The organism is Rugamonas sp. DEMB1, assembly GCF_029834475.1.
GTDB classification, from domain to species: Bacteria; Pseudomonadota; Gammaproteobacteria; order Burkholderiales; family Burkholderiaceae_D; genus Rugamonas; species Rugamonas rubra.
In genome coordinates, this window is sequence record NZ_CP122407.1 from 1,665,791 (window position 1) to 1,688,539 (window position 22,749).

Annotated in this window: 18 protein-coding genes and 4 pseudogenes; 16 read left to right on the forward strand and 6 right to left on the reverse strand. The window is 65.1% G+C overall.

Annotation, left to right across the window (positions count from 1 at the left end):
• The first annotated feature begins 4 nt into the window (after positions 1–4).
• The 7 genes from QC826_RS07590 (at position 5) to QC826_RS07620 (ending at position 5,645) form a co-directional block, all read left to right on the forward strand.
• A complete protein-coding gene (locus tag QC826_RS07590) occupies positions 5–1,336 on the forward strand; it encodes a DUF2169 domain-containing protein (protein ID WP_279765048.1) in 1,332 nt (443 codons plus the stop codon).
• Positions 1,333–3,087 carry a DUF4150 domain-containing protein gene (locus tag QC826_RS07595; RefSeq protein ID WP_279765049.1) on the forward strand — a complete coding sequence of 585 codons (1,755 nt, stop codon included), beginning with the start codon at positions 1,333–1,335 and terminating at the stop codon, positions 3,085–3,087. The genes QC826_RS07590 and QC826_RS07595 overlap by 4 nt, the downstream gene beginning before the upstream one ends.
• Positions 3,087–3,566, forward strand: a complete 480-nt coding sequence (locus QC826_RS07600) for a hypothetical protein (RefSeq protein ID WP_279765050.1) — start codon at positions 3,087–3,089, stop codon at positions 3,564–3,566. The genes QC826_RS07595 and QC826_RS07600 overlap by 1 nt, the downstream gene beginning before the upstream one ends.
• A 66-nt stretch (positions 3,567–3,632) precedes the next feature.
• Positions 3,633–4,124 carry a tetratricopeptide repeat protein gene (locus tag QC826_RS07605; protein WP_279765051.1) on the forward strand — a complete coding sequence of 164 codons (492 nt, stop codon included), beginning with the start codon at positions 3,633–3,635 and terminating at the stop codon, positions 4,122–4,124.
• Positions 4,125–4,269: 145 nt separating this feature from the next.
• Positions 4,270–4,506 (forward strand): hypothetical protein, encoded by a 237-nt coding sequence (locus QC826_RS07610; RefSeq protein ID WP_279765052.1) that lies wholly within the window; start codon positions 4,270–4,272, stop codon positions 4,504–4,506.
• A gap of 95 nt (positions 4,507–4,601) precedes the next feature.
• On the forward strand, positions 4,602–5,096 hold the full coding sequence (locus tag QC826_RS07615; RefSeq protein ID WP_279765053.1) for a GTP pyrophosphokinase: 495 nt from the start codon (positions 4,602–4,604) through the stop codon (positions 5,094–5,096).
• Positions 5,097–5,285: 189 nt separating this feature from the next.
• On the forward strand, positions 5,286–5,645 hold the full coding sequence (locus tag QC826_RS07620; protein WP_279765054.1) for a hypothetical protein: 360 nt from the start codon (positions 5,286–5,288) through the stop codon (positions 5,643–5,645).
• A gap of 154 nt (positions 5,646–5,799) precedes the next feature.
• On the opposite strand, the gene QC826_RS07625 is transcribed toward QC826_RS07620, so the two are convergent.
• From QC826_RS07625 to tssJ, 3 genes are read right to left on the reverse strand one after another with little or no spacing between them, the layout of a single operon-like run.
• Positions 5,800–6,732, reverse strand: coding sequence for a DotU family type IV/VI secretion system protein (locus tag QC826_RS07625; protein WP_279765055.1), 933 nt, complete (start codon positions 6,730–6,732; stop codon positions 5,800–5,802).
• On the reverse strand, positions 6,729–8,075 hold the full coding sequence (gene tssK / locus QC826_RS07630; protein WP_279765056.1) for a type VI secretion system baseplate subunit TssK: 1,347 nt from the start codon (positions 8,073–8,075) through the stop codon (positions 6,729–6,731). Before tssK ends, QC826_RS07625 begins: the two co-directional genes overlap by 4 nt.
• Positions 8,076–8,101: 26 nt before the next feature.
• Positions 8,102–8,692: a type VI secretion system lipoprotein TssJ gene (gene tssJ, locus QC826_RS07635; RefSeq protein WP_279765057.1), complete on the reverse strand. Its 591-nt coding sequence runs from the start codon at positions 8,690–8,692 to the stop codon at positions 8,102–8,104.
• A gap of 239 nt (positions 8,693–8,931) precedes the next feature.
• On the opposite strand from tssJ, the gene QC826_RS07640 reads away from it, so the two are divergent.
• The 9 genes and pseudogenes from QC826_RS07640 (at position 8,932) to QC826_RS07675 (ending at position 17,336) form a co-directional block, all read left to right on the forward strand.
• Entirely contained in the window at positions 8,932–9,531 is a 600-nt protein-coding gene (locus QC826_RS07640; protein ID WP_279765058.1) for a tetratricopeptide repeat protein, read from the forward strand.
• A 33-nt stretch (positions 9,532–9,564) separates the two neighbouring features.
• A complete protein-coding gene (tssB, locus tag QC826_RS07645) occupies positions 9,565–10,074 on the forward strand; it encodes a type VI secretion system contractile sheath small subunit (protein ID WP_093389499.1) in 510 nt (169 codons plus the stop codon).
• Position 10,075: 1 nt separating this feature from the next.
• Positions 10,076–11,576, forward strand: a pseudogene (tssC, locus tag QC826_RS07650) (type VI secretion system contractile sheath large subunit).
• A 32-nt stretch (positions 11,577–11,608) separates the two neighbouring features.
• Positions 11,609–12,100: an Hcp family type VI secretion system effector gene (locus QC826_RS07655; RefSeq protein WP_093389501.1), complete on the forward strand. Its 492-nt coding sequence runs from the start codon at positions 11,609–11,611 to the stop codon at positions 12,098–12,100.
• Between the two features lie 173 nt (positions 12,101–12,273).
• Positions 12,274–14,971, forward strand: a pseudogene (tssH, locus tag QC826_RS07660) (type VI secretion system ATPase TssH).
• A gap of 33 nt (positions 14,972–15,004) precedes the next feature.
• Positions 15,005–15,148: pseudogene (locus tag QC826_RS31205) on the forward strand (type VI secretion system protein TssA); the annotation flags it as partial.
• 91 nt (positions 15,149–15,239) lie between these two features.
• Positions 15,240–16,040 carry a type VI secretion system protein TssA gene (gene tssA / locus QC826_RS07665; RefSeq protein WP_313872872.1) on the forward strand — a complete coding sequence of 267 codons (801 nt, stop codon included), beginning with the start codon at positions 15,240–15,242 and terminating at the stop codon, positions 16,038–16,040.
• Positions 16,041–16,119: 79 nt separating this feature from the next.
• Entirely contained in the window at positions 16,120–16,632 is a 513-nt protein-coding gene (locus QC826_RS07670; protein WP_279765059.1) for a lipocalin family protein, read from the forward strand.
• 50 nt (positions 16,633–16,682) lie between these two features.
• Complete coding sequence (locus tag QC826_RS07675; protein ID WP_279765060.1) at positions 16,683–17,336, forward strand: tRNA-uridine aminocarboxypropyltransferase; 654 nt, start codon at positions 16,683–16,685, stop codon at positions 17,334–17,336.
• Here QC826_RS07675 and QC826_RS07680 read toward each other — a convergent pair.
• The 3 genes and pseudogenes from QC826_RS07680 to QC826_RS07690 all read right to left on the reverse strand — a co-directional run bounded on the left by QC826_RS07680 (position 17,333) and on the right by QC826_RS07690 (position 22,671).
• Positions 17,333–20,203 (reverse strand): Hsp70 family protein, encoded by a 2,871-nt coding sequence (locus QC826_RS07680; RefSeq protein ID WP_279765061.1) that lies wholly within the window; start codon positions 20,201–20,203, stop codon positions 17,333–17,335. The two genes, QC826_RS07675 and QC826_RS07680, sit on opposite strands and share 4 nt — an antisense overlap.
• Positions 20,204–20,205: 2 nt before the next feature.
• A pseudogene (locus QC826_RS07685) lies at positions 20,206–22,060 on the reverse strand (Hsp70 family protein).
• Positions 22,057–22,671, reverse strand: a complete 615-nt coding sequence (locus tag QC826_RS07690; protein ID WP_279765062.1) for a DUF2760 domain-containing protein — start codon at positions 22,669–22,671, stop codon at positions 22,057–22,059. The pseudogene QC826_RS07685 and the gene QC826_RS07690 overlap by 4 nt, the downstream one beginning before the upstream one ends.
• Between the last annotated feature and the right edge of the window lie 78 nt (positions 22,672–22,749).

The following is a 22,749-nucleotide window of genomic DNA, read 5'->3' on the forward strand; positions in this document are numbered from 1 at the left end:
CGCTATGAACATCGTCAACCACACGCCGTTTCCGGCGCAGGCCTTTGGGGCCGTGGACCAGCACGGACTGCAGTTCCACGTCTTCGTGCTGCGGCAAACTCTGAGCTTCGCCAGCGGCCAGCTGGAGTATGCCGACAAGCAGCTGCCGCTGTGCGAGGCGGACAGCTATTTCGGCGAAGGGGCGCGCGGCGGCGTGCGCCAGGAGTCGGACTACTGCCCCTACAAGCCGAAGTGCGACGTGATCGTCAACGCCACCGCCCACGCCCCGAAAGGCAAGGCGGTGCTGGACTTTCCGGTGCGTCTGCGCGTCTGGCGGCCCGGCGCGCCAAAGAGTGAGTTTCTGATCGACAAAACCCTGACGATCAGCGGCGTGCGCCAGTTCAAAAAGAAGGCAGCCGTGGCGCGGCTGCTGAACTGGGCCGTCAAGTGGAGCACGCTCACGCTGATTCGCCCCAATCCCTGGAAGCTCAGCCGTGCGCAGGTGGTCACAAGTCTACCGGTGCGCCATGAGTTCTCGTATGGCGGCCAATGTCGTATCAACAATGGCGACGCGGCCACACGGCGGTTGCCGACAGTGCAGCGCCTGACGCCCGCGCAACTTGCCGGCCACCCGGACGTGGTCCTGGCCGCTCAGCAACAACCCGCGGCGCACGCGGTGTTCGAACCCAATCCCGCCGGTCTCGGCTATGCGCCGGGCTGGTATTTGACGGCGAGCAATCTGAAAGCGGTTGCCGCACCGCGCATTGAACAGTTGGGCGCGCAGTGCACCGCTAAACAGTTCTGGCGCTTGCAGCAGTCTTCGAAGCAAGCGGACGCCGCGCCCGAGCCGGCCGGCTTCGGCATTCGCGCCAAGTCGCATCCGGCGCGCCGTGCCTTGCTCGGCACGGTAAACGACGCCTTTGTCCAATGCGATGCTGCGCTCCCCGCCAATTTCAACTTCGGCATTTGGAACGCGGCACCGCCCGATCAGCAAATCGAATTTCCGCATGGCGACGAGGTGTTCGAGCTGGTCAACCTGTGCCGACCGGGTACGCCGGGCGCCAGCGTCAACCAGTTGGGCAACACTTTCCTGCAACTGAAGCTGTTCGAGCACGAGTGCTTTCTTCTTGTGCGGCTGCAGAGCGGCGAAATGTTCATGAAGGTGCTGGAGATCGACACCGTGATCGTCGAGCCGGACGAACTGTCGATGACCTTGGTTTGGCGGACCTCCTTGGCCAAAGTGGACGACGTTGCGATTCGTGCCAGTGAGTTCCGGATGCGCACGATTGAAGAGGGGGTAGCGCTGCGGGCCCGGGGGAAAGCGCTTGCCGAGTTCTCGAAGGAGGCCGGCGAATGAGCGACAAGCTAAAGCTCGCCGATGGCCACGGCGATGCCGAGATTGAGAAAATTTCGCAGGCCAAGGAGATGGACGAGCTGAATCGGCGGATCCGGGAGCTGGAGCAAAACGTCGCTCGACTGAAAGCGCTGCACGAGGAACGGGCCCGGGTTGCCCGCGAAGCGGCGGCGACGAAAGCCGCCGGCAACAACAAGATCGGCGCCCGAAAGCACGCCGGGTTCAAGGCCATCAGCACCGCGCCGTCCATCAACAAGACACCGATTGGCCCGTCCATGGTGCCGCTTCCCTATCCGACGGTGCAGGACCTGTCGAATAGCACAAGCACCGCCCGGTCGGTGAGGTTCAACGGAGCGCCCGCGTATCTGCTCGACGGCACCACGCAGCCAAAGTGCACGGGGGACGAGCCGGGCACCGGAAAGGGCATCAGATCGGGTACGGTCAGCGGGGAGGTCAAACCCGTCAAGGGTAGTAGCACCGTTCGAATCGAAGGCAAGCATGTGGTCCGCGATGGTGACGCCTGCACCATGAACGGCGGCAACAATCCGGGGATCTATGTCACGACACAGGCGCCGAGTTCGGCATCACCGAAGGATGCGATAAAGACGTCGAATCCGCCGGTCGTTCTGGATACACATGAAGAGAAATCGACCTTCATGAAGATCGTGGCAAAGGCAAAAGAGCACGTCTTGGTGGCAAAGGACAATGTCAAGGCGGCATTTGACCGTCCAATTGAGGGCGCGAAAGGCATCGTTAAGGGCCTTGTCAACATAGTGCCTAGCGTGGCGGAATTAGTGCTGAAGGGTGCCGCCCTATCCGGAGCGGCCCAAGTGGCCGAGTCCGAGGCGACTTTAACGGTGGTCGGGCAGACGGAACTGGCAAAAAAGCAGGGCGCTTTGGCCACAGAAATGCAGGAGGCCGCCAATAACGTTAGTGTGCCGAAGCTCCCGCTGAGCAACGCTGCGCAAGAGGGCGGTGATACGATTTCGGTTCTGGCTTCGGTAATTGCCGGTGGAGTCGGGATACTGAAAAGTGGCGCAAGGTTGTTGGGCGGCTTGGGCAAGGCAGGAAAGGCGGCGGAGGCGGCGGAGGCGGCAAAGGCGGCAGAAGTCGCGTCAGGCGTTGGTAAAGTTGACAAGGCCACCGGCGCGGCAGCTGGGTCAGCTGGAGATGGGGTGAAAGTTGTTGGGGGGGACGGCGCTGCCAGAGTCGGTGGTTCAGAGTTAACGGTTAGTATTTTCGGCTTTCGTGGCGCTGGTTCCACTCGGGCCATTTTGGCAGTTGATGCGCTGCATCCATATGTTGTAACAGGGCACGTAGGATACTCATTTGATGGCGGAGCGACCATTTATGGGTTCGGCCCAAAAATGCCAGGCGGGATGTCAGCATATGAGGCTGTCCAGTCACTTAAAAAGGGGGGGAGCTATCCAGGTATCATCACTAATGACACTGCTATTTTTGAATCGGTTGCGAAAAATCCGGCACTAGGCCGTGATGGAGTTCGTCAGGTTGTTATAGAGAGTAAAATACCTGTGTCACAAGCTCAACTTGATTCAATAATGGCAGCACATGAAAAGATTGGGGTAAATTCCTCTATGGATAACATTTTGTATGGTTTTCCTGGTAAAAATAGCTGTACTTTTAACTGTGCAACCTTCCCCTCTGAGTTGGGAATACCAATCCCTGAGGCGACCGGGAATATGCGAAATTATATGCCTGAACTTGAAAAAGCTGGTAAGCCATGGACGCCGTGATGAAAGATGAAAAGATGTTCTTATTGGATAAATCGCGCAATCACGATGTGATAATTATTCGAATACTTCGGTCGCTGGGGAATCAGTCGCTCGTAGGAAGTGTTGAGGATATATATTCGGCAAGAAAAGGAATAAAGTGGAGCGATCTCGGCTCTGAAATTGAATTTATTTGCTCATCTGGTACATGGGGCGATGTAGCCTTGGTGGTAGGAGATAGAGCGATCCTCTTTGTGTCACAAATTTCCGGGAAACTATACGAAGACGCGTGGCGTGGTCATATGCTCATAGAGGAAATTGAAAAAAATAGTTATGTGGTATTTCCACATCGTGAATTATGGCTAAACGAGGATGTCCCTGCTGAAATTAGAGCGGCTGCGCGAGAAGATCCTAGGCGGCCATATGCAACTGCAATACGATTTGAGGCGATGGACTCCTATCTGCGAAATTTACTTGAAATGATAAATGGAAGTGAGTTGTAGAATCAATGGAATTTAATTTAATGGTATATTTTTATAGGAAGTCAGTCGAGTTGTGAGGGGAATAAAATGAGTGAGTTTAGGATAGATTTATCGCCGTTCTGCATAAGAGCGCGATCTTTTATAGCGCAGGGGAGGATCGAAGACGCTCTTGGCCTATATGGAGATGTTTTGCAAGTCGACCCAATTAATGCCATGGCCTATGCCGATCGCGGCACTGCATATGCAATGTTGAAAAAATTTGAGTTGGCCTTAAGTGACCTGAACAAGGCATTTTCATTAGGGTATCAAGATTCTTCAGCATATAGCACTACGGCGACAATTTTCTTTGAGCTAAAAGACTTTCAAAAAGCACTTGATTATTTCTCAAGAGCAATTAAGTTGGATGCTGGTTACCCCTTGGCCTACTACAATAGATCAAACGTATTTTACGAAATTGGCAGCTTTAATGCCGCTATTTCTGATCTGGAAAAGTGCCTAGAGTTTAACTCCGGGGAAGATTTCAAAAAATTGGTTATTAATCGACTGAGCTATATCAAGGGGAAATTATTGTCCAAGTAATGGAATAGGCATGGTATTCCGTGGAAGAATTTGATATATTTTACTCGCGAAAATAATTAACCCAATTTTCTGGAAATGGATTCTGAGCTACATACGTCACCGTTGGGAAAACTTATTTATCGACATATGATGAGTTGATACGTAAATGGGAATTAATAAGGGAAGACACTTCGAGAAAAGAGATGTATTTGTTGATTACCCTTTTGAGGAGGTAATGTACCGATGGGATCACGTGGAGAGGAAAACATACATGCGTTTTTATGGAGAGGAAGAAAAACTAAAGCCAATACCCCATGATAATCGTTTGTTCAATGATGCCCTTCTTTTTGGCGATGAAATATCGAGGGATCAATATTTTGCAGGGAAGAGCCCGAAGCAGTAGATTAGGAGTTCAAGCGCGAGATAGATGTCTATGAGATTCTTTGCTATTATTTGGAAGCCCGCGTGATCTATGGGGGGGAGATGGTAGCAGTGCACATGAAAAAATGGTTTGATGATATGATTCTGTATGGACGTGAGATTTTATGGAATAAATTCTTTTGGGGTGAGATGAGTGATTTTGATGTGGCAATTTCTTTAGCCTGCAAGGTTCATGCCGGGCAGGTGGATAAGTCAGGGCAGCCACACATTCTGCACCCTCTTCGGCTACTACTGAAGTTTCGTTGCGAGAATGAAAGGATTGTTAGCGTTTTGCATGACGTGATTGAGGATGGCGATATTACGCTTGATGAACTGCGGACACTTTGTTTTTCGGATTTGGTTGTTGGTGCAATTGATTGTCTGTCGAGGAGGAAAGGTGGAGATTATCAGGATTTTATTTGCCGATTGTCTTCCAATGATTTAGCGAGGAAGGTGAAGATTGAAGATATTAAGGATAATTTAGATGTAACTAGATTGGAAACAATTGGCGAGGACGACTTGAGTAGAGTTACAAAGTACCACAGGGCTCTGCAGTACCTGGTTGGGAAGTAGTGTTTTTCCTATTAAATGTACGAATTTATTGTGTCTAATTTGATGGGGCGGTAGGGAATTTCCACCCATAGAGATAATAGGGTTGGCTTGTATTGAAGTGGTAATGGATAACGCTAAATTATCAACCTTCTTCGAAAGTTATGAAACTTCAATATTATAGAATGGGGCGATGGATTCGGAAGGTTTGCCATGTTTTCGAAATTACTAAGAATATTTAATTTTCGGTGGCATCTTATAAAAAATGAAATTGCAAGAGAACATGCAGGGCCATATGTCGAAAGAAATAGTGAAGGATATTTGATAGTAATAATTTGCAGGGGAGAACAATTGCTGTATACGGATGAAAATGGAGCGCTAATTTTGGGAATTAGCATCCCTGGTAAATGGGTTGACACAAATTCGATAGGGAAATGGGATGAGGTAAGGCGTGTTTCTGAACTGCAACGAGTGGTTGTTTTTGAAAGAATTAAAAGATATTTTCAGAAATTTCAAGGGTTTGATGTAATTTTCATAGACGTACGGAAACCTTCTTCGGACGAAAAAGAGTAGATAATGTTGAGCCTCTTGCAAACGGCTCCACACGGTGACAGGTCACGAACTCGAGCGATCACCACGGTATTTGTCAACGGCGCCTCCGATCAAAAGGGGGCGTGATATGTCGACTACTTTGTAGCCCTGTGACAAATCCCATCGAGAATCGAAATCAAGGCAAGGTAATCGTCACATTCGCCGGCGGCGGCGCCAGCTTGACCAGATCCGTATACCCCGCCAGGCTGTCTTGCGTCGAGTGCCTCAGCGAGGACTCCAGGCCGGCGTAGGCGCCCAATCCAATCAACGCGAACACCGCCGACAAGGCCCACAGCGGCAAGTCGCTGCGCAGCTTGTTGACGATCTGGTCGGGCCGCTCGGCCTGCGGCGCGAAGCCGCGACTCTTGCCCTTGATGTGGACGATCTCGTCGCCCACGCGGGCGGTGATGTAGGCGAGCTTGTCGATGGTGTCTTCCGTAAAGCGGCCGTGGAATCCCAGCAACAGGCACATGTGGAATACCTGCAGCGCCTGCAGGCGCATGCCGCCCTTGCTGCGCAGCGTCTCCAGCTGTTCGAAGAAGTATTCGCCAGCATGTTGATCGCGGAACACTTTCAATTGCAGTGGCTGGCTCTCGCACGCCTCGCGCAGGCTGACGCTGGAGTTCAGCATGAACTCGTCGAAGGTCGCACAGAAGGCGAATTTGGCGGCGTCGATATCCTCGCCGGGAATCTGTAGCTTGCGCGCCTCGCGGTCGAAGTCGGCCAGGAAGGAGACGATATTGTGTACGAAGGGGCTGCGCTTGCGCGACTTGCGCGCCCCGACCCGTATTGCCGAGGCGCGCTTGGCGGCCCGCTCGGCGACGCTGGCCGCGCCGTCGGCGGCAAGCGCCTTGCTGCTGGGGGCGGCGTCGGCGTCGGCATCGCCATCGCCTTCAGAGTCGGAGAGCGCGGTGGCGCCGTTCAGCACCAGGAACAGCGCGTAGAAGCCTTCGTGCATCAGGTCAACCAGCGTTGGCGGGTGGCCGCTGTCCAGGCGCGTGTCGCGGGTCTGCCGGCGCTGGCCGCCCAGCAAGGTGGGGTTGGTGCGCCGTTCGGTATGGGAAGTCATGCGGTCACCGCGATCAGTTCGATTTGTAGGTCGTCGATGCCGTCCGGAATATAGAGCGAGATCGCCTGTGCCTTCAACATCTGTTCATAGAGCACGCCCTTGTTGTCGAGCGCGAAGTAGTAGGTGTCCGGCTGCACGGGGATGGCGGCCGGCACGCGCGCCGCGTGCACCAGCTTGATGCCCGACAGGGACGACAACACGCATCTTTCGAGGTCGTCCGGTCCGCCCAACTTGATGTGTCGGGGCACCGTATCGACCAGCTCGAGCGCGGGCAGCGCGGCGCTGACGGCCAGGTAGAGCGTGGTGGTGTGGTCGATCTTGCCGGAGTCGAGCCTGCCGCCGTAGTAGTAGGGCTTGGTTTCCTCCAGCGCGATGGAAAAGCATTTGGTGGAGATCACCGTGGTGAGCAGCTCGCGGATGATCGTGTCCAGCTGTCCAAAGCAGCGGCCGAGATCGTTGTGCTGGTACTTGGGCAGGTCGCTCAGCGTGTAGCTCTTGGAGTAGGTCATCAGGGCGCCCGCCAACCCCAGCAGCGCTTCGAACAGGCGCTCGGGATGCAGCTCCGGGTTGTGCATGTAGTGCGTCAAGGTGGCGGCGGCGGTGCTGGCGGTATGCAACAGCCAGAACGAGGAGACGTCGCCGGAACGGAACTCGATCACGTTGCGGCTCGGTTCGCGCATGTTTCCCAGCAGCGCGTTGACCTTGGCTTGCAGCGCTTCCATCAGTTGTTTCAGTTGCGCCGCCAATTGGGGCGCGCTGTGCACCGCCACGCTGGGCGGGACGAAGCTTGGGTCCAGCTCGAAGCCGCCCGTCACCGTGCGGCGCAGCTTGATGATCGGAAAGCTGTCGTAGGCGCCGAGCGGCTCGCGGTCGGACACCAAGCGCATGGTTTTCCTCAGGTAGCGGATTTGCTCGACCTCGCCCTCGGTGAACAAGTCCGAGGTGGCCCGTCCCACTTGGCTGAAGCGCGCGCCGCCGTGGTGCTGGCCCGCCACGGCGACGTTGTCGCCGTCGATGTTGAGCATCGGCAGGGCGGCGTGGTAGGTGATCTCCTGCACCTCCGAGGGCAGGGCGGCCAGATCGATCGGCGGCGGCAAGGGCTCGCTGTTCGGCGCGTCGGCGAAGTCGCCGCTGCGGAAAAACGCCGACAGCGCCGTCGCCTCCAGCTTGTTGGCCGCGAGCGAGTCCAGATTCCACTCCACCCGCTGCACGCCCCACAGGAACGGGTTTAGCGCGTGGGCGGTCTGGCGCAGGCGCGACTCGTGGTACAGGCCCTGCTGCTGGAATTGTTGAGCACGCAAGTAATCGGCGGCGCCCCACAATACTTTCAACGGATTGCTCATGCTCCCTCCTTGGAATGAACTTTCGCTCAGCGGCAGCGCACCGCCGCCAGCGGCTTGCCGGCGGCGCCGGCCAGTGGTGGCGCGCCGGCGCCCATGCTCAGCGCGCAGGCGTGCATGCCGACGGTGATGCCGGACTGTTCGGCCTCGCTGGCGGCGAAGGCCAGGCGCCAGCGCTGCTCGGCCGGGGCGCGGAACAGCGCCACCAGGCCGATCACCTGGGCCTCGCGCGTGACCTGCTCGACCACCTCGTAGCGCTGGCCTGGGATCAGCAGCACCTCCTTGACCTCGAGCAGGTCGTTGCCCAGCAGCTCGCGCTCGGTGTGGGCGTTGAGGAAGCCCTGGTAGGCGATGCGCTCGAAGGCGGCGCCCTGGCGCAGCTTGTAGATGCGCGCCACCAGGGCCAGCGGACGGCCGTCGGCGTCGGCGTTCAGGTTGGCGCCGGCGTGCAGGCGGATGGCCACCTTGCGCGGCGGCTTCTGCGCCTCGGGCAGCTCGGGCGGGCGGCGGATGCCGACCATCTCCAGCGCGGCGCTGGCCAGCGTGCCGCCGGCGGCGGCGCAACCGGCCAGGGCCGACAGGCCGGCCGCGACGATCAGGGGGGGGAGGGCGCGCTTCATGTTTTCTCCAGGCGATCCCTGCATTAAAAGCCGGCGCGGCGGGGCCGGCCTTGCTCCGCCTCAAGCCGGGCGCCGATGGCCGCTGTCTACCGGCTTGCAAGTGTTGATGATAGGCAACGTCCGCGGGGTAGCGGCCTCGTCCCTTGAGACAGCGCAACCGGCGCCGCCGGGCTTGCTCCAATAATGGCCTCCAGCCGTCCGAGCTCGAACCATCCATGTAGACCAAGGAGCAGCCCACAATGAAGCCATCCGCCATCCTCCCCTGCCTCGCCTGCGCGCTGCTGCTGTCCGCCTGCGCGACGGACGGCGAGCAGACCCGCAGCGACAAGCTGTCCGCCTCGACGCTGGAGCGCGCCCTGGCCGACGCCGACAACGCCGTCGCCGCCGGCCAGGGCGAGCGCGCGCAGAGCATTCTGAAAAGCGCCGCCACCACCTATCCCGCCGACAAGACGCCGTGGCTGCACCTGGCCCAGCTCAAGTTCGACCGCGCCAGCTACGGCGAGGCCATCATGCACGCGCTCGAGGCGCTGCAGCGCGATCCCAACGACAAGCTGGGCAACAGCATCGTCGCCGTCAGCGGCCTGCGCCTGTCGACCAAGGCGCTGGCCGACCTGAGCCAACAGAACAACCTGAACGGCTCGCTGCGCTCGGAGGCGCAGGGCCTGGCCAAGCTGCTGCGCTCGAGCCTGGGCGAGGACGTGCTGGTGCCGTCGGCCGCCGCGCCGCGCCGCGCCGCCGCGCCGGCGAAGCGGCCGGCCGGCGCCGCGCCGGCGCCGGCGCATTCGGCCAAGCCCTCCAACCAGTCCAACAGCAGCGATCCCTTCGGCGCCCTCAAGTGAGCGCCTTCCCCGTCCTTTCTTGATGGAGTAGCTATGGCAAACGGAGACAGTGTGCAAAAGCGCCTGACCAAGGTGCGTCCGCCACGGGTGCAGATGACCTATGACGTGGAGATCGGCGACGCGATGGAGAACAAGGAGCTGCCCTTCGTGGTCGGCGTGGTGGGCGACTTCGGCGCCAACCCGGACGTGGAGCAGAAGCGCCTGAAGGAGCGCAAGTTCGTCAACATCGACAGCGACAACTTCGACGAGGTGCTGGGCGGCGTGGCGCCGGCGGCGCGCTTCCTGGTGCCCAACCAGCTCAGCGGGGAGGGCGGCGAGTTCGCCGTCGACCTGCACTTCCGCGCCATGGACGACTTCCGCCCCGAGTCGGTGGTGCGCCAGGTGGCGCCGCTGTCCAAGCTGCTCGAGGCGCGCACCAAGCTGGCCGACCTGCGCAACAAGCTGGCCGGCAACGACAAGCTGGAGGACATCCTCACCGACGTGCTCAACAACACCGAGCAGCTGGCCCAGCTGAAATCCAACCCGCCGGCGCAGGAGGAATGACATGTCCGCCCAATTGAACCCAGCGCAGGCGGCGGCCGCCGCCGCCACGGCGGAAGCGGCGCCGGCCAACCTGCTCGACCAGATCGTCGAGCAAAGCAAGATCGCCAAGTCCAGCGTCGAGCACGCGCGCGCCAAGGCACCTCATCTCCGAGCTGGTCAGCCAGGTGCTGCAGGGCACGGTGGTGGTGTCGCACAACCTGTCGGCGACGCTGGACGCGCGCGTCGCCGAGTTGGACGGCCTGATCTCGAGCCAACTGAGCGCCATCATGCACGCGCCGGCCTTCCAGAAGCTCGAGCAGAGCTGGACCGGCCTGCACTACCTGGTGCGCAACTCGGCCACCGGCCCGGGCCTGAAGATCCGCATGCTCAACGCCACCAAGCGCGAGCTGGTGAAGGACTTCCAGAGCGCGCTGGAGTTCGACCAGAGCAGCATGTTCAAGAAGGTCTACGAGGAGGAGTTCGGCACCTTCGGCGGCGCGCCCTACGCGGCGCTGCTGGGCGACTTCGAGATCTCGCGCCAGCCCGAGGACATCTATTTCGTCGAGCAGATGTCGCACGTGGCGGCGGCCGCGCACGCGCCCTTCGTCAGCGCCGCCGCGCCCGAGCTGTTCGGCCTGGAGAGCTACGGCGACCTGGGCAAGCCGCGCGACCTGTCGAAGGTGTTCGACACCGTCGAGTACACCAAGTGGAAGGCCTTCCGCGAGTCCGAGGACGCGCGCTACGTCGGCCTGACGCTGCCGCGCTTCCTCGGCCGCCTGCCGTTCAATCCGGTCGACGGCACCACCGTCGAGGGCTTCAACTTCGTCGAGGAGGTGGACGGCAGCGACCACCACAAATACCTGTGGTGCAACGCCGCCTACGCCTTCGGCGCCAAGCTGACCAAGGCCTTCGACGACTACGGCTGGTGCGCGGCGATCCGCGGCGTGGAGGGCGGCGGCCTGGTCGACGACCTGCCCACCCACACCTTCAAGACCGACGAGGGCGAGGTGGCGCTGAAGTGCCCGACCGAGGTGGCCATCACCGACCGCCGCGAGAAGGAGCTCAGCGACCTCGGTTTCATCTCGCTGGTGCACTGCAAGAACACCGCCTACGCCGCCTTCTTCGGCGCGCAGTCGGCGCAGAAGGCCAAGAAGTACAACACCGACGCGGCCAACGCCAACGCCGTGCTGTCGTCGCAGCTGCAGTACATCTTCGCCGTCTCGCGCATCGCCCACTACATGAAGGCGATGATGCGCGACAAGGTGGGCAGCTTCACCGCCGCCGCCAACGTCGAGGACTTCCTCAACCGCTGGCTGATGAAGTACGTGCTGTTGGACGACAACGCCAGCCAGGAGCAGAAGGCCCAGTTCCCGCTGCGCGAGGCCTCGGTGCAGGTGCACGAGGTGGCCGGCCGGCCCGGCGTGTACCGCGCCGTGTCCTTCCTGCGGCCGCACTTCCAGCTCGACGAGCTGTCCGTTTCCCTCCGACTGGTCGCGGAGCTGCCGAAGACGACCAACACCTGAAGTCCCATCGAACCCAACATGAGGAGCACGCAATGGCAATCGACGTCTACCTGTTCATCGACGGCATCAAGGGCGAGTCGGCCGACGACCGCCACAAGGACTGGATCGAATGCAAATCGGTCAGCTGGGGCGTGGAGCAGCCCAAGTCGGCCACCGCCTCGACCGGCGGCGGCCACACCGCCGAGCGCTGCGAGCACCGCGACATCGTCATCGCCAAGCTGGCCGACCTGTCCTCGCCGATCCTGCTGCAGACCTGCGCCGCCGGCCGCACCATCCCCAAGGCCAAGTTCGAGTTCATGCGCGCCGACGCCATGGGCGAGCGGGTCAAGTACTTCGAGATCGAGATCGAGAACGTGCTGATCGGCGAGGTCTCCCCCAGCGTCGACGAGGGCGACATCCTGACCGAGCAGGTCGGCTTCAAATTCTCCAAGGTGCGCTGGAAGTACACCCAGCAAAAAATCACCGGCGGCGCCGGCGGCAACACCTCCGGCGGCTGGGACTTGTCCAGCAACCGCGTGATCTGAGCAGCTGCGGGACGGCGGCGCGGCCGGTCCGGCCGCACCGCCCGCGCCGCGCGGTCCCCGCCACATCCCTGTTGTGAAAGAGCGCAAGCCGGCGCCCCGGCGCCGCGCTGCCGTCGCGCGGCCCGCCAGCGGCCGCGCCATCCGACCAACCCTAGCGCAGGCGGAGCACCAGCATGAGCATCAATCTGAAGACCCTGATCGGCAAGCTGAACGACACCACCCGGCTGGCCGCCACGCGCGCCGCCAGCATCTGCGTCGGCCTGGGGCAGTACGAGGTCGACATCGAACACCTCTTCCTCGCCCTGCTCGAGCAGGAGCACTGCGACTTCGTGCAGATCGCCCGCAAGTGCGACATCAGCCCCGGCGCGCTGGAGGCAGACCTGCGCCGCGAGGTGGCCAGCTTCAAGACCGGCAGCAGCCGCACGCCGGTGTTCTCCAAACACCTGCCGACCTTGTTCGAGCACGCCTGGTTGATCGCCTCGCTGGCCACGCCGCAGCCGGACAACATCCGCAGCGGCCACCTGCTGCTGGCGCTGCTGACCGAGCCGGACCTGGCCCAGCTGGCGCAGCGTGGCTCCCGCCTGTTCGGCAAGTTCCCGCTCGACCAGCTCAAGCACCACCTCGACAAGTTCGCCCACGGCTCGCAGGAGGAGAAGGTGGCCGCCGCGCCGGACGCCGAGGCGGTCGGCGAGATGCTCGTCCCCGGTGCCAGCCGCACGCCGGCGCTGGACCAGTTCACCAGCAACCTGAGCCGGCTGGCGCTGGAGGGCCGGCTCGATCCGGTCATCGGCCGCGAGGCGGAGATCCGCCAGGCCATCGACATCCTGATGCGGCGGCGCCAGAACAACCCCATCCTGACCGGCGAGGCCGGCGTCGGCAAGACCGCCGTGGTCGAGGGGCTGGCGCTGCGCATCGCCGCCGGCGCAGTGCCGGCGGTGCTGCAGGGCGTGCAGATCCACACGCTCGACATGGGCCTGCTGCAGGCCGGCGCCAGCGTCAAGGGCGAGTTCGAGAGCCGCCTCAAGCAGGTCATCGACGAGGTGAAGAAAAGCCCGCACGCCATCGTCCTGTTCATCGACGAGGCGCACACGATGATAGGCGCCGGCGGCCAGGCCGGCCAGAACGACGCCGCCAACCTGCTCAAGCCGGCGCTGGCGCGCGGCGAGCTGCGCACCATCGCCGCCACCACTTGGAGCGAGTACAAGAAGTACTTCGAGAAGGACGCGGCGCTGGCGCGGCGCTTCCAGGTGGTCAAGGTGGAGGAGCCGTCGGCGCAGGTGGCCTGCGCCATGCTGCGCGCCATGGTGCCGCTGATGGAGCGCCACTTCAAAGATCCGCGTGCGCGACGAGGCGGTGACCGAGGCGGTGCGCCTGTCGCAGCGCTACATCAGCGGGCGCCAGCTGCCGGACAAGGCGGTCAGCGTGCTCGACACGGCCTGCGCCAAGGTGGCGCTGGGGCAGAGCGCGGCGCCGGCCCAGCTGGAGGCGGCCGCCGCCAAGCTGGCGCAGCTGGACGCCGAGATCGCCGCGCTGGAGCGCGAGGAGGTCGAGCTCGGCGCCGACGCGGCCGGCCACGACGCGCACGACGCGCACGGCGAGTACCAAGCGCACCAAGCGCACGATGGGCACGATGGGCACCATGCGCACCATGCGCACCATGGGCGCCTGCCGCAGCTGCGCCAGGCGCGCGACGAATGCCGGTGCGAGCACGGCCTGCACGCCGAGCGCTGGGAGCACGAGAAGGCCATCGCCGCCGAGATCGCCCAGCTGCAGCAGGACGGCGAGGCGCAGGCGGCGCGCGCGCTGCGCGAGGAGCTGGTGCAGCTGCAGGGCGACGCGCCGATGCTGCCGCTGGAGGTGGACGGCCACGTGGTCGCCGCCATCGTCTCCGGCTGGACCGGCATCCCGCTGGGGAAGATGGTGCGCGACGAGATACGCGGCGTGCTCAAGCTGCAGGACGCGCTGCGCCAGCGCGTGCTGGGCCAGCCGCACGCCATCGAGGCGGTGGCGCAGCGGGTGCGCACCTCGCGCGCCAACCTGGACGACCCGGACAAGCCGAAGGGCGTGTTCCTCTTCGTCGGCCCGTCCGGCGTCGGCAAGACCGAGACGGCGCTGGCGCTGGCCGACCTGCTGTACGGCGGCGAGCGCAAGATGGTCACCATCAACATGAGCGAATACCAGGAGGCGCACAGCGTGTCCGGCCTGAAGGGCTCGCCGCCCGGCTACGTCGGCTACGGCGAGGGCGGCGTGCTGACCGAGGCGGTGCGGCGCAACCCCTACAGCGTGGTGCTGCTCGACGAGATCGAGAAGGCCCACCCCGACGTGACCGAGCTGTTCTTCCAGGTGTTCGACAAGGGCGTGCTGGAGGACGCCGAGGGCCGCGAGGTGGACTTCCGCAACACCATCATCATCGCCACCTCCAACGCCGGCTCGGCGGCGCTGATGCAGGCCTGCCTGAACAAGCCGGAGGCCGAGCTGCCGTCGGCCGAGGAGCTCGAGCAGCTGTTGCGGCCGCAGTTGATGAAGCACTTCAAGCCGGCCTTCCTCGGCCGCCTGAAGGTGGTGCCCTACTACCCGATAGTCGACGCGGTGCTGGCGCAGATCATCGCCCTCAAGCTCGAGCGCATCGGCCAGCGCATCCAGGCCAACCACCAGGCCGAGTTCAGCTACGACGAGGCGCTGGTGGAGGCGGTGCTGGCGCGCTGCACCGAGGTCGACTCCGGCGCCCGCAACGTCGACCACATCCTCAACGGCAGCCTGCTGCCGCAGCTGGCCGAGGCGCTGCTGGCGCGCATGGTCGACGCCGCGCCGACCCGCAGGATACGCGTTGGAGTGGACGACAAGGACCAGTTCACCTACGCCATCGAGTAGCGCGGCACTAGTTCACTATCACGGAGGATCGTCATGTTCAATATCGCCCAACTGCTTGTTCCCATCAGCGTCGCCAACGCCTGCGGCGACGACATCTCCTTCAGCAGCGAGGTCGACGACATCGCCAGGGCGCGCCAGCACGACGACCCCAGCCTGGACCAGGGCGAGTGGGTGGTGGCGTTGAAGGAGGCCGACTGGCCGCTGGTGGCCAGCCGCTGCGCCAAGCTGATCGCCGCCAAGAGCAAGGAGCCTGCGGCTGGCGGTCTGGCTGGCCGAGGCGCGCGCCAAGACCCACCACTTCCGTGGCCTGGGCGACGGCTTCGCGCTGCTGGCCGGGCTGTGCGAACAATACTGGGACGGCCTGCATCCGGCCGCCGACGACGGCGAGTACGAGCAGCGCATCGGCAACCTGTGCTGGCTGCTGTCGCGCACGCCGCAGCTGGTGCGCGAGATGCCGCTAACCGAGGGCCAGCCCTTCGGCCTGGCCGATTTCGAACGGGCGCGCCAGCGCTCTGCCGGCGGCGAGGCCGGTTCCAGCCAGCCTTGGGGCGTCGCCGCCCCCGCCAGCGTCGAGTTGACCCTGGCCGAGCTGGAGGCGGAGCGCCGCCGCAACTCGCCCGATTTCAACGACAAGCTGTTGGCCGACGCCGAGTTTTGCATGGCCATGCTGGAGCAGCTGGAGCGCGTGTTGGACCAGCGCCTGGGCGCCGACGGCCCCGGCTTCAGCGTGGCGCGCGAAGCCCTGCGCAGCGCGCTGCACGCGATCGCGCCGCTGGTCGCCAGGGCCGACGCGGTCCATGGCGCCGCACCGACGGCCGGCGAGGGCGGGGCGCCGGCCCCCGGACGGTTCGACGGGCCGCTGCACAGCCGCGCCCAGGCGCTGGCGCAGCTGCGCCAGGTGGCCGACTTCTTCCGCCGCACCGAGCCGCATAGCCCGGTCGCCTATTTGGCCGACAAGGCCGCCAACTGGGGCGAGCTGCCGCTGCACCTGTGGTTGCGCGCGGTGCTCAAGCCCGCCGCCATCGCCCAGTTCGACGAGCTGCTCGGCGCCCCGCCCGCCGCCGAGTGAGGCCAGCGCCTACGGCTTCGCGGCCGGCGTGTCACAATGCATTCTGCGGCGCCTTGCCGCGTCACGCGAGGATGCGACGATGAAGAAGTGGCTGCTGCCGTTACTGGCTGTGTTGATGTTCAGCGGGTGTGTGGGCAAGCCGGACGGCATTGACCCGGTCGGCAATTTCAACGCCGATAAATATCTCGGCAAGTGGTACGAAATCGCCCGCATGGACCACTCCTTCGAGAGGCTGAGCAAGGTCAGCGCCGAATACAGCCTGCGCGAGGACGGCGGCCTGAAGGTGGTCAACCGTGGCTACGACGCCGCCAACGGCAAGTGGAAGGAGGCCGTCGGCAAGGCCTACTTCGTCGGCGCCAAGGACCAGGGCCACCTCAAGGTGTCCTTCTTCGGCCCGTTCTACGCCTCCTACATCGTGTTCGACCTGGACCAGGACAACTACCGCTATTCGCTGGTCTCCGGGCCGGACCGTTCCTACTTCTGGCTGCTGTCGCGCAGCCCGGTGATGGACGAGGCGACGCGCCAGCGCCTGCTGGCCAAGGCCGCCGCGCTGGGCTTCGACACCACCAAGCTGATCGCCGTGGCCCAATAGTCCGGCAGCCCGATAGGCCGGCAGCGAGGCCGGCGGTACAATGGCGGCCTATGTCCCATGCCGCCGAATCCAACCACCCGCCACGCGCCCGCCGCGTTCTTTGCGCGCGCTGCCAACGGCCGCAGCCAACCTGCATCTGCCACTGGGTGACGACGCTGCCGAACCAAGTCGACGTGCTGCTGTTGCAGCATCCGCTGGAGGTGGCCAACGCCAAGGGCAGCGCGCGCCTGCTGAACCTGTGCCTCGAGCGCAGCGCGATGGTGGTGGGCGAGGCCTTCGATCCGGCGGCCCTGCGCGCGCTGCTGCAGGGCGACGGACGCCGCGCCGTGCTGCTCTACCCTGATACTGCCGACGAGCGCTCGCTCGGCATCCCCGCGCCGCCGCCGTTCGAGCCGCAGTGGATGGGCGAGCCGCAGCGGCTGCGTCTGGTGGTGTTGGACGGCACTTGGCGCAAGAGCCGCAAGATGCTGTATCTGAATCCGCTGTTGCAGCAGCTGCCGCGCCTGCCGCTGCGCGACACGCCGCCGTCGCACTACCTGATCCGCAAGGCGCATCTGCCGGACCAGTTGTCGACATTGGAGGCGAGCTGCTACGCGCTGGCCCAGTTGGAGGGCGCGCCGCACCGCTACGATCCGCTGATCGCCGCCTTCGACGGATTCGTCGCGCAGCAGCAGGGCTACGTGCCGCCGCGCGCGACGGTTTAGGAAATCAGCTTGAGCCCGGGCGGCAGCGCCTCGCCCAGCATGCGCTTTTCGCTCAGCTGGTCGAGCTGCACCACCTCGCCGACCATCGCCGACCAACTGGCCGGCGCGCCGGCCGCGCCCAGCCGCCGCACGATCTCGGCGCGCAGCTGCGGGTTGATGTCGCGCGAGCGGTCGCCCGTCATGCGCGCCAGGTGGGCCGCCGCGAAGCCGGCCGGCTCCACCTTCTTCCAGTCCAGCGTCAGAATGGCGGCCAGCCACTGCTCGACCGTTTCCACCGGCGCCACGTCGTGGGCGCTGCCGTGGAAGGGCTGGCGCGCGCCGACCCGGCCCAGGCCCCACAGGTACTTGGCCTGAGCGGCGTCCGCCTTGGGTCCGGCGGCCTGCTCCAGCTGGTTCAGCATCCACGCGCCGATCTCGGCCTTGTAGTTGCCGGGGATGCGTTCGAGCGAGGCGCCCAGGCGCAGCATGTCGTCCTCGCTGCCGCCGATCAGCGTGACCGGGCGGCGCGCCCGCTCCTGCAGGTCGGCCTGCACGTTGAAGGCGAAGTCGTCGAGCAGGCGCAGTTGCGCCGTCGCGTCCAGGCCGCCGCAAACGCGGCGCCACAGCGTCCACCACTCGGCGCACACCTGGCTGTCCTTGGGGTGCTGGGCGCCCGGTGCGAACAAGGCCCACAGCTGTTCGATGCGCCACTCGTCTAGGGCGTAGCCGAAGCCGGGGCGCAGGCAGTAGCCGGCCAGGTTGAGCCAAACGCGCTCGTGTTCGGCCGAGCGGCGCCGGCCCTTGGCGCGTTGCAGTAGGGCGTCGAACAGCTGGCGCAGCATCGGCGTTTCCCAGCGGTCGCGGCTGCCGAGCAGTCCTTCGAGCTGAACGCGCAACTGGCGCACGTCCTTCGTCTCGACCTGCTGGGCGCGGCCGCCGAAGATGCGGTCGATCTTTTCCAGCGCCTCGTCGAAGCGCGGCGGCAGCTTGGCCTGCTCGCTGTCGTCGTCGGCTTGGCCGCCGCCGGCGCCCCGGCCGGCCGCGCCGGCGTCGCCGCCGTGCTCGCGCAGCTGGAACTGCAGCAGCCAGCGCTGCGCCTTGTCGCCGCCCTCGGCGGTGGAGACGCAATGCACCTCCAGCGTGCCGACCTCGGTGAGCGCCGTGGCCAGCTGCACCGGCACCTCCTTGCGGGTGTTGTCGCCGTCGGCGCGCAGCACGGTGGCGATGGTCGGCAGGCGCTGGTAGTCGCCCTGGTTCAGGTCGACCAGCTCGCCCAATTGCGGCTCGGCGCCGGCCTGGCTGGTCGATGAGACCAGGTAGAAGCGCACCGGCCGGCCCAGACGCAGCGCGAAGCTGCGCTCGGCCAGCAGGATCTCGCGGCCCTCGGCGCTGCCGCGCGGCAGGATGCAGATGGCGCGGCGCGGCTGGTCGCCGCGCGCGTCCTCGTCGAGCACCAGGAAGTAGCTGCGCGCCGAACCGCCACCGATGGTCGGCGCCCGGCCCAGCTGGCCCAGCGCGTAGGCGACGCCGCCACGGGCCACGGCGACGTCCGGGTTGTCGTTGTGGAGCACGCGCAGCGGCTGGCCGCGCCAGGTAGCCAGCACGGCCTCCAGGCGCTTGGCCAGCGCGTTGGCGCGGAACACGCCGCCGTTGAGCAGCAGCGTGTCCGGGATCACCGGCGCGGCGCCGGGCGGCAGGCCCAGCGCCTCGCGCGCGGCGCCGGCGTGCTGCTGCAGGAAGGCCGCCAGGTGGCGCGTGATGGCCGCGTCGGCGGCGTAGGGTAGGCCAAACTCGACGATGCCGCCACGGCCCCGTTTGGGCTGCTCCCACACGTCCACCTGCGGGAAGAAACCGTCCACCACCAAGTGCTCGACCTCGTCGCGGCTCAGTTCCGCCGAGCGGCTGGCGCCGATCAGGCGCGCGCCGGCGCCGAGCAGGGTGACGTTGACCTTGTCCGGCGCGTCGGCCGCCAGCAGTTGTTCCTTGGCGGCGCGGCAGCGCTCGGTCAGCTGCGACAGGCGGCTGGCCGACAAGCGTGCGCCGCCCTGCGGATCGCCGGCCGCCAGCCGCGCCTCGACCAGGTGGGCCAAGGCCAGGTCCATATTGTCGCCACCGAGGATCAGGTGGTTGCCGACGCCAATGCGGCTGATGCGCGGTTCGCCGTCCACCAGCTCGACCTTGATCAGGCTGAAGTCGGTGGTGCCGCCGCCAACGTCGCACACCAGCACCAGGCGGGTCTGCGCCAGCTCGGCGGCCAGCTTGGCGCGGTGGCGGAACAGCCAGTCGTAGAAGGCCGCCTGCGGCTCCTCCAGCAGGCGCAGCGCCGGCAGGCCGGCCAGCCGCGCCGCCTCCAGCGTCAGCGCGCGGGCGCCCTCGTCGAAGGAGGCGGGAATGGTTAACACGATCTGCTGTTGTTCCAGCGGCTGCTGCGGGAAGCGGGTGTTCCACGCCGCGCGCAGGTGCGCCAGATAACTGGCGCTGGCCGCCACCGGCGAGACGCGCGCCACCTCGGCCTCGGCGCCCCACGGCAGAATCGGCGCCATCCGGTCGACGTTGGGATGCGACAGCCAGCTCTTGGCGCTGGCCACCAGCCGGCCCGGCACCTGGCCGCCCAGCTTGCGCGCCGCCTGGCCGACGACCACCTGCTCGAGGCCGGCCACGTCGTCCTGCCGCCACGGCAGTTGCAGCTCGCCGGGCGCCAGCTCGCCGGCCGCCGGGTGGTAGCGCAGCGACGGCAGCAGCGAACCGGCCGCCACCTCGCCGGGCGCCACCAGCTGCTCGATCTCGAACAGCTTGATCTGCTCCTTGCCGGGCTTGGCGCCCGGCGCGGAGTAGGCCAGCACCGTGTTGGTGGTGCCCAGGTCGATGCTGACGAGGTAGTGCGCCATGCCTACGCTGCGGCGCTGCCGCGCACGTCGAACTCCACCTTCCAGCGCTGGCCGTCCTTGGCCACCGCCAGCAGCTCCAGCGTGCCGGAATCGGTGGCCAGCGCATGTAGCTTGACCTGCACCACGTCGCCCGACTGGCGGCCCTCCGGCGACAGCGTGGCCTGGATCTCGTTGAGTTCGATTAGCTCGTCGGCCTGCCAGAAGTCGAGCAGGTCGCCGATCTGGTCCTGCCGCCGCACCGACGAGCCGAAGAAGCGGAAGTGCACCGGCTCGCCGACCACCAGGCCGAACTCCTGCGCCGGCAGTTCCATCTCGCCGCCTTCCTCCATGCCGAACGGCGCCACGCACAGCGCCTGGATCGGCGGCTCCATGCCGGGGATGGCCGGCATGGCCGACTCCACCGCGACGTAGTAGGAGCGCGCCGTGCCGCCGCGAATGCGCACGCCGCTGCCGCGCCGCACGTAGCTGTAGTAGGCCGCGCCGCGCGCCACCGCCAGGTCGAGGTCGGCGCCGCCGAGCATGCGCGCCGGCTCGGCGCCTTCCAGGTACAGCCAGTCGTTGATGGTGCCCATCACGCGCTCGGCCAGCAGCGCCGACTTGAACACGCCGCCGTTGAACAGCACGGCGGTCGGATGCAGGAAGGTGGCGTCCGGCGCGGCGCGCCCGGCGAAGCCTTCCAGCTCGGCGGTGGCGCCCAGCTGGCGCGCCAGGAAGGCGGCCAGGTGGCGCGTGATGCCGGCGTCCTGCGCGTAGGGCAGGCCGAGCTGGGTCAGGCCGGCGCGGGTGCGCACGGCCGGCCGCGCCGAGGCGTCGACGGCGGGGAAGAAGCCGTCGAGGATGAAGGTGCTGACCTCGTCGCGGGTCAGTTCGGTGCGGATCGAGCCGCCGATCAGTTTCGAGCCGCGGCTCGGCACGACGATGGGCCAGGTGTCGACGCTGGCGTCGGCCAGCAGGGCCTCCTTGGCCGAGCGGCAGCCGTAGGTCAGCGCGCGCATCTGCCAGGCGTCGAGCTGGCTGCCGCCGGCGGCGACCTTGCGCGCCACCAGGTGGGCCAGCGCCAGGTCCATATTGTCGCCGCCCAGCAGGATGTGGTCGCCCACGGCGACGCGGTGCGGTTCCAGCACGCCGTCGCGTTCCAGCACGGCGATCAGCGAGAAGTCGCTGGTGCCGCCGCCGACGTCGACCACCAGGATGATGTCGCCCGGCTTGACCTCCTTGCGCCAGCGGCCGTCGCTGCCCTGGATCCAGCTGTACAGCGCCGCCTGCGGCTCCTCCAGCAGGGTCAGCGACTCGTAGCCGGCGGCGCGGGCCGCCTCGGCGGTCAGCTCGCGCGCGCCCGGATCGAAGGACGCCGGAATGGTCACGGTGACGGCCTGCTCGGCGAACGGCGCCTCGGGGTGGGCGTTGTCCCAGGCCTGGCGCAGGTGCGCCAGGTAGCGCGTCGAGGCGGCCAGCGGCGAGACGCGGCTCACTTCCTCCGGCGCGTCGTTGGGCAGGATGGCGGCGCGGCGGTCGACGCCGGCGTGGCACAGCCAGCTCTTGGCGCTCGAGACCAGGCGGATCGGCGTGGTGGCGCCACGGCTGCGCGCCATCTCGCCGGCCACGGCGGTTTGCTCCGCCTCGCTCTGCGGCCAGGGCAGGGTCAGTTCGCCGGGCGCCAGTTCCTCGGCGTGCGGCAGGTAGAGGAAGGACGGCAGCAGGGCCAGGTCCCTCGACGGTGCCGGGCGCGGTCAGCTGGGGAATGGCCAGCACGTCGTGCGCGGTCTTCTCGCCGTCGCTGGCGCCCAGGTCGACGTAGGACAGGGCGCTGTGGGTGGTGCCAAGGTCGATGCCGATGGCGTAGCGTGGCTCGCTCATAATTCCACCTCCGCCGGGGCCAGTACCGATGCGTCGTGCGCGTCGGCCAGCTTGGGCAGGCGCACGCTGGAGGCGCGCCAGCCGCGATGGCTCAAGGCGCCACGGAACGGCGCCTTGCCGACCACGTTGCCGGTCAGGCGCACGGCGCCGGCGTCGAAGCCTTCCTCCAGCACGATGCGGCTGCCTTCGGCCTCGCTGCGCACCGCCTCGATGGTGAAGTGCTCGCGCAGCACCTTGCTGCAGCCCTCGTGGACCACGCGCGCGGCGGCGCCGATGTCGGCGTCCGAGTAGGCGCTCAGGTTCTCCTGGGTGAAGTCGATCAGGCGGGCCTCGCGCTGGAACAAGGTCAGCAACTGCAGGGCGGCGTCCGGCGCGGTGTCGCGCAGCGGCGCCGGGGCTGGTGCCGGAGCCGGGGCGGGCGCCGGTGCCGGCGTTGGAGCTGGCGCGGCGGCGACCGGCGCGGCGGCCGGCGTGGGTGTCAGCGGCGCGTCGGCCAGGCGCACGATGCGCGCGGCGTATTCGGCGTCGGACAGGGTGCTGAAGAAGGCGCCGAAGGCCAGGGGGATTCTGCGCCAGAACGAGGGCAGAGCCGGTGTGCTCGAATTGTTCATAGTGTGCTCGCGAATAGTCAATATCGGGGCGCCGCCACGCTCATGGGCGGCATCCTGAAAAATTTGTGGGTGGGTCTG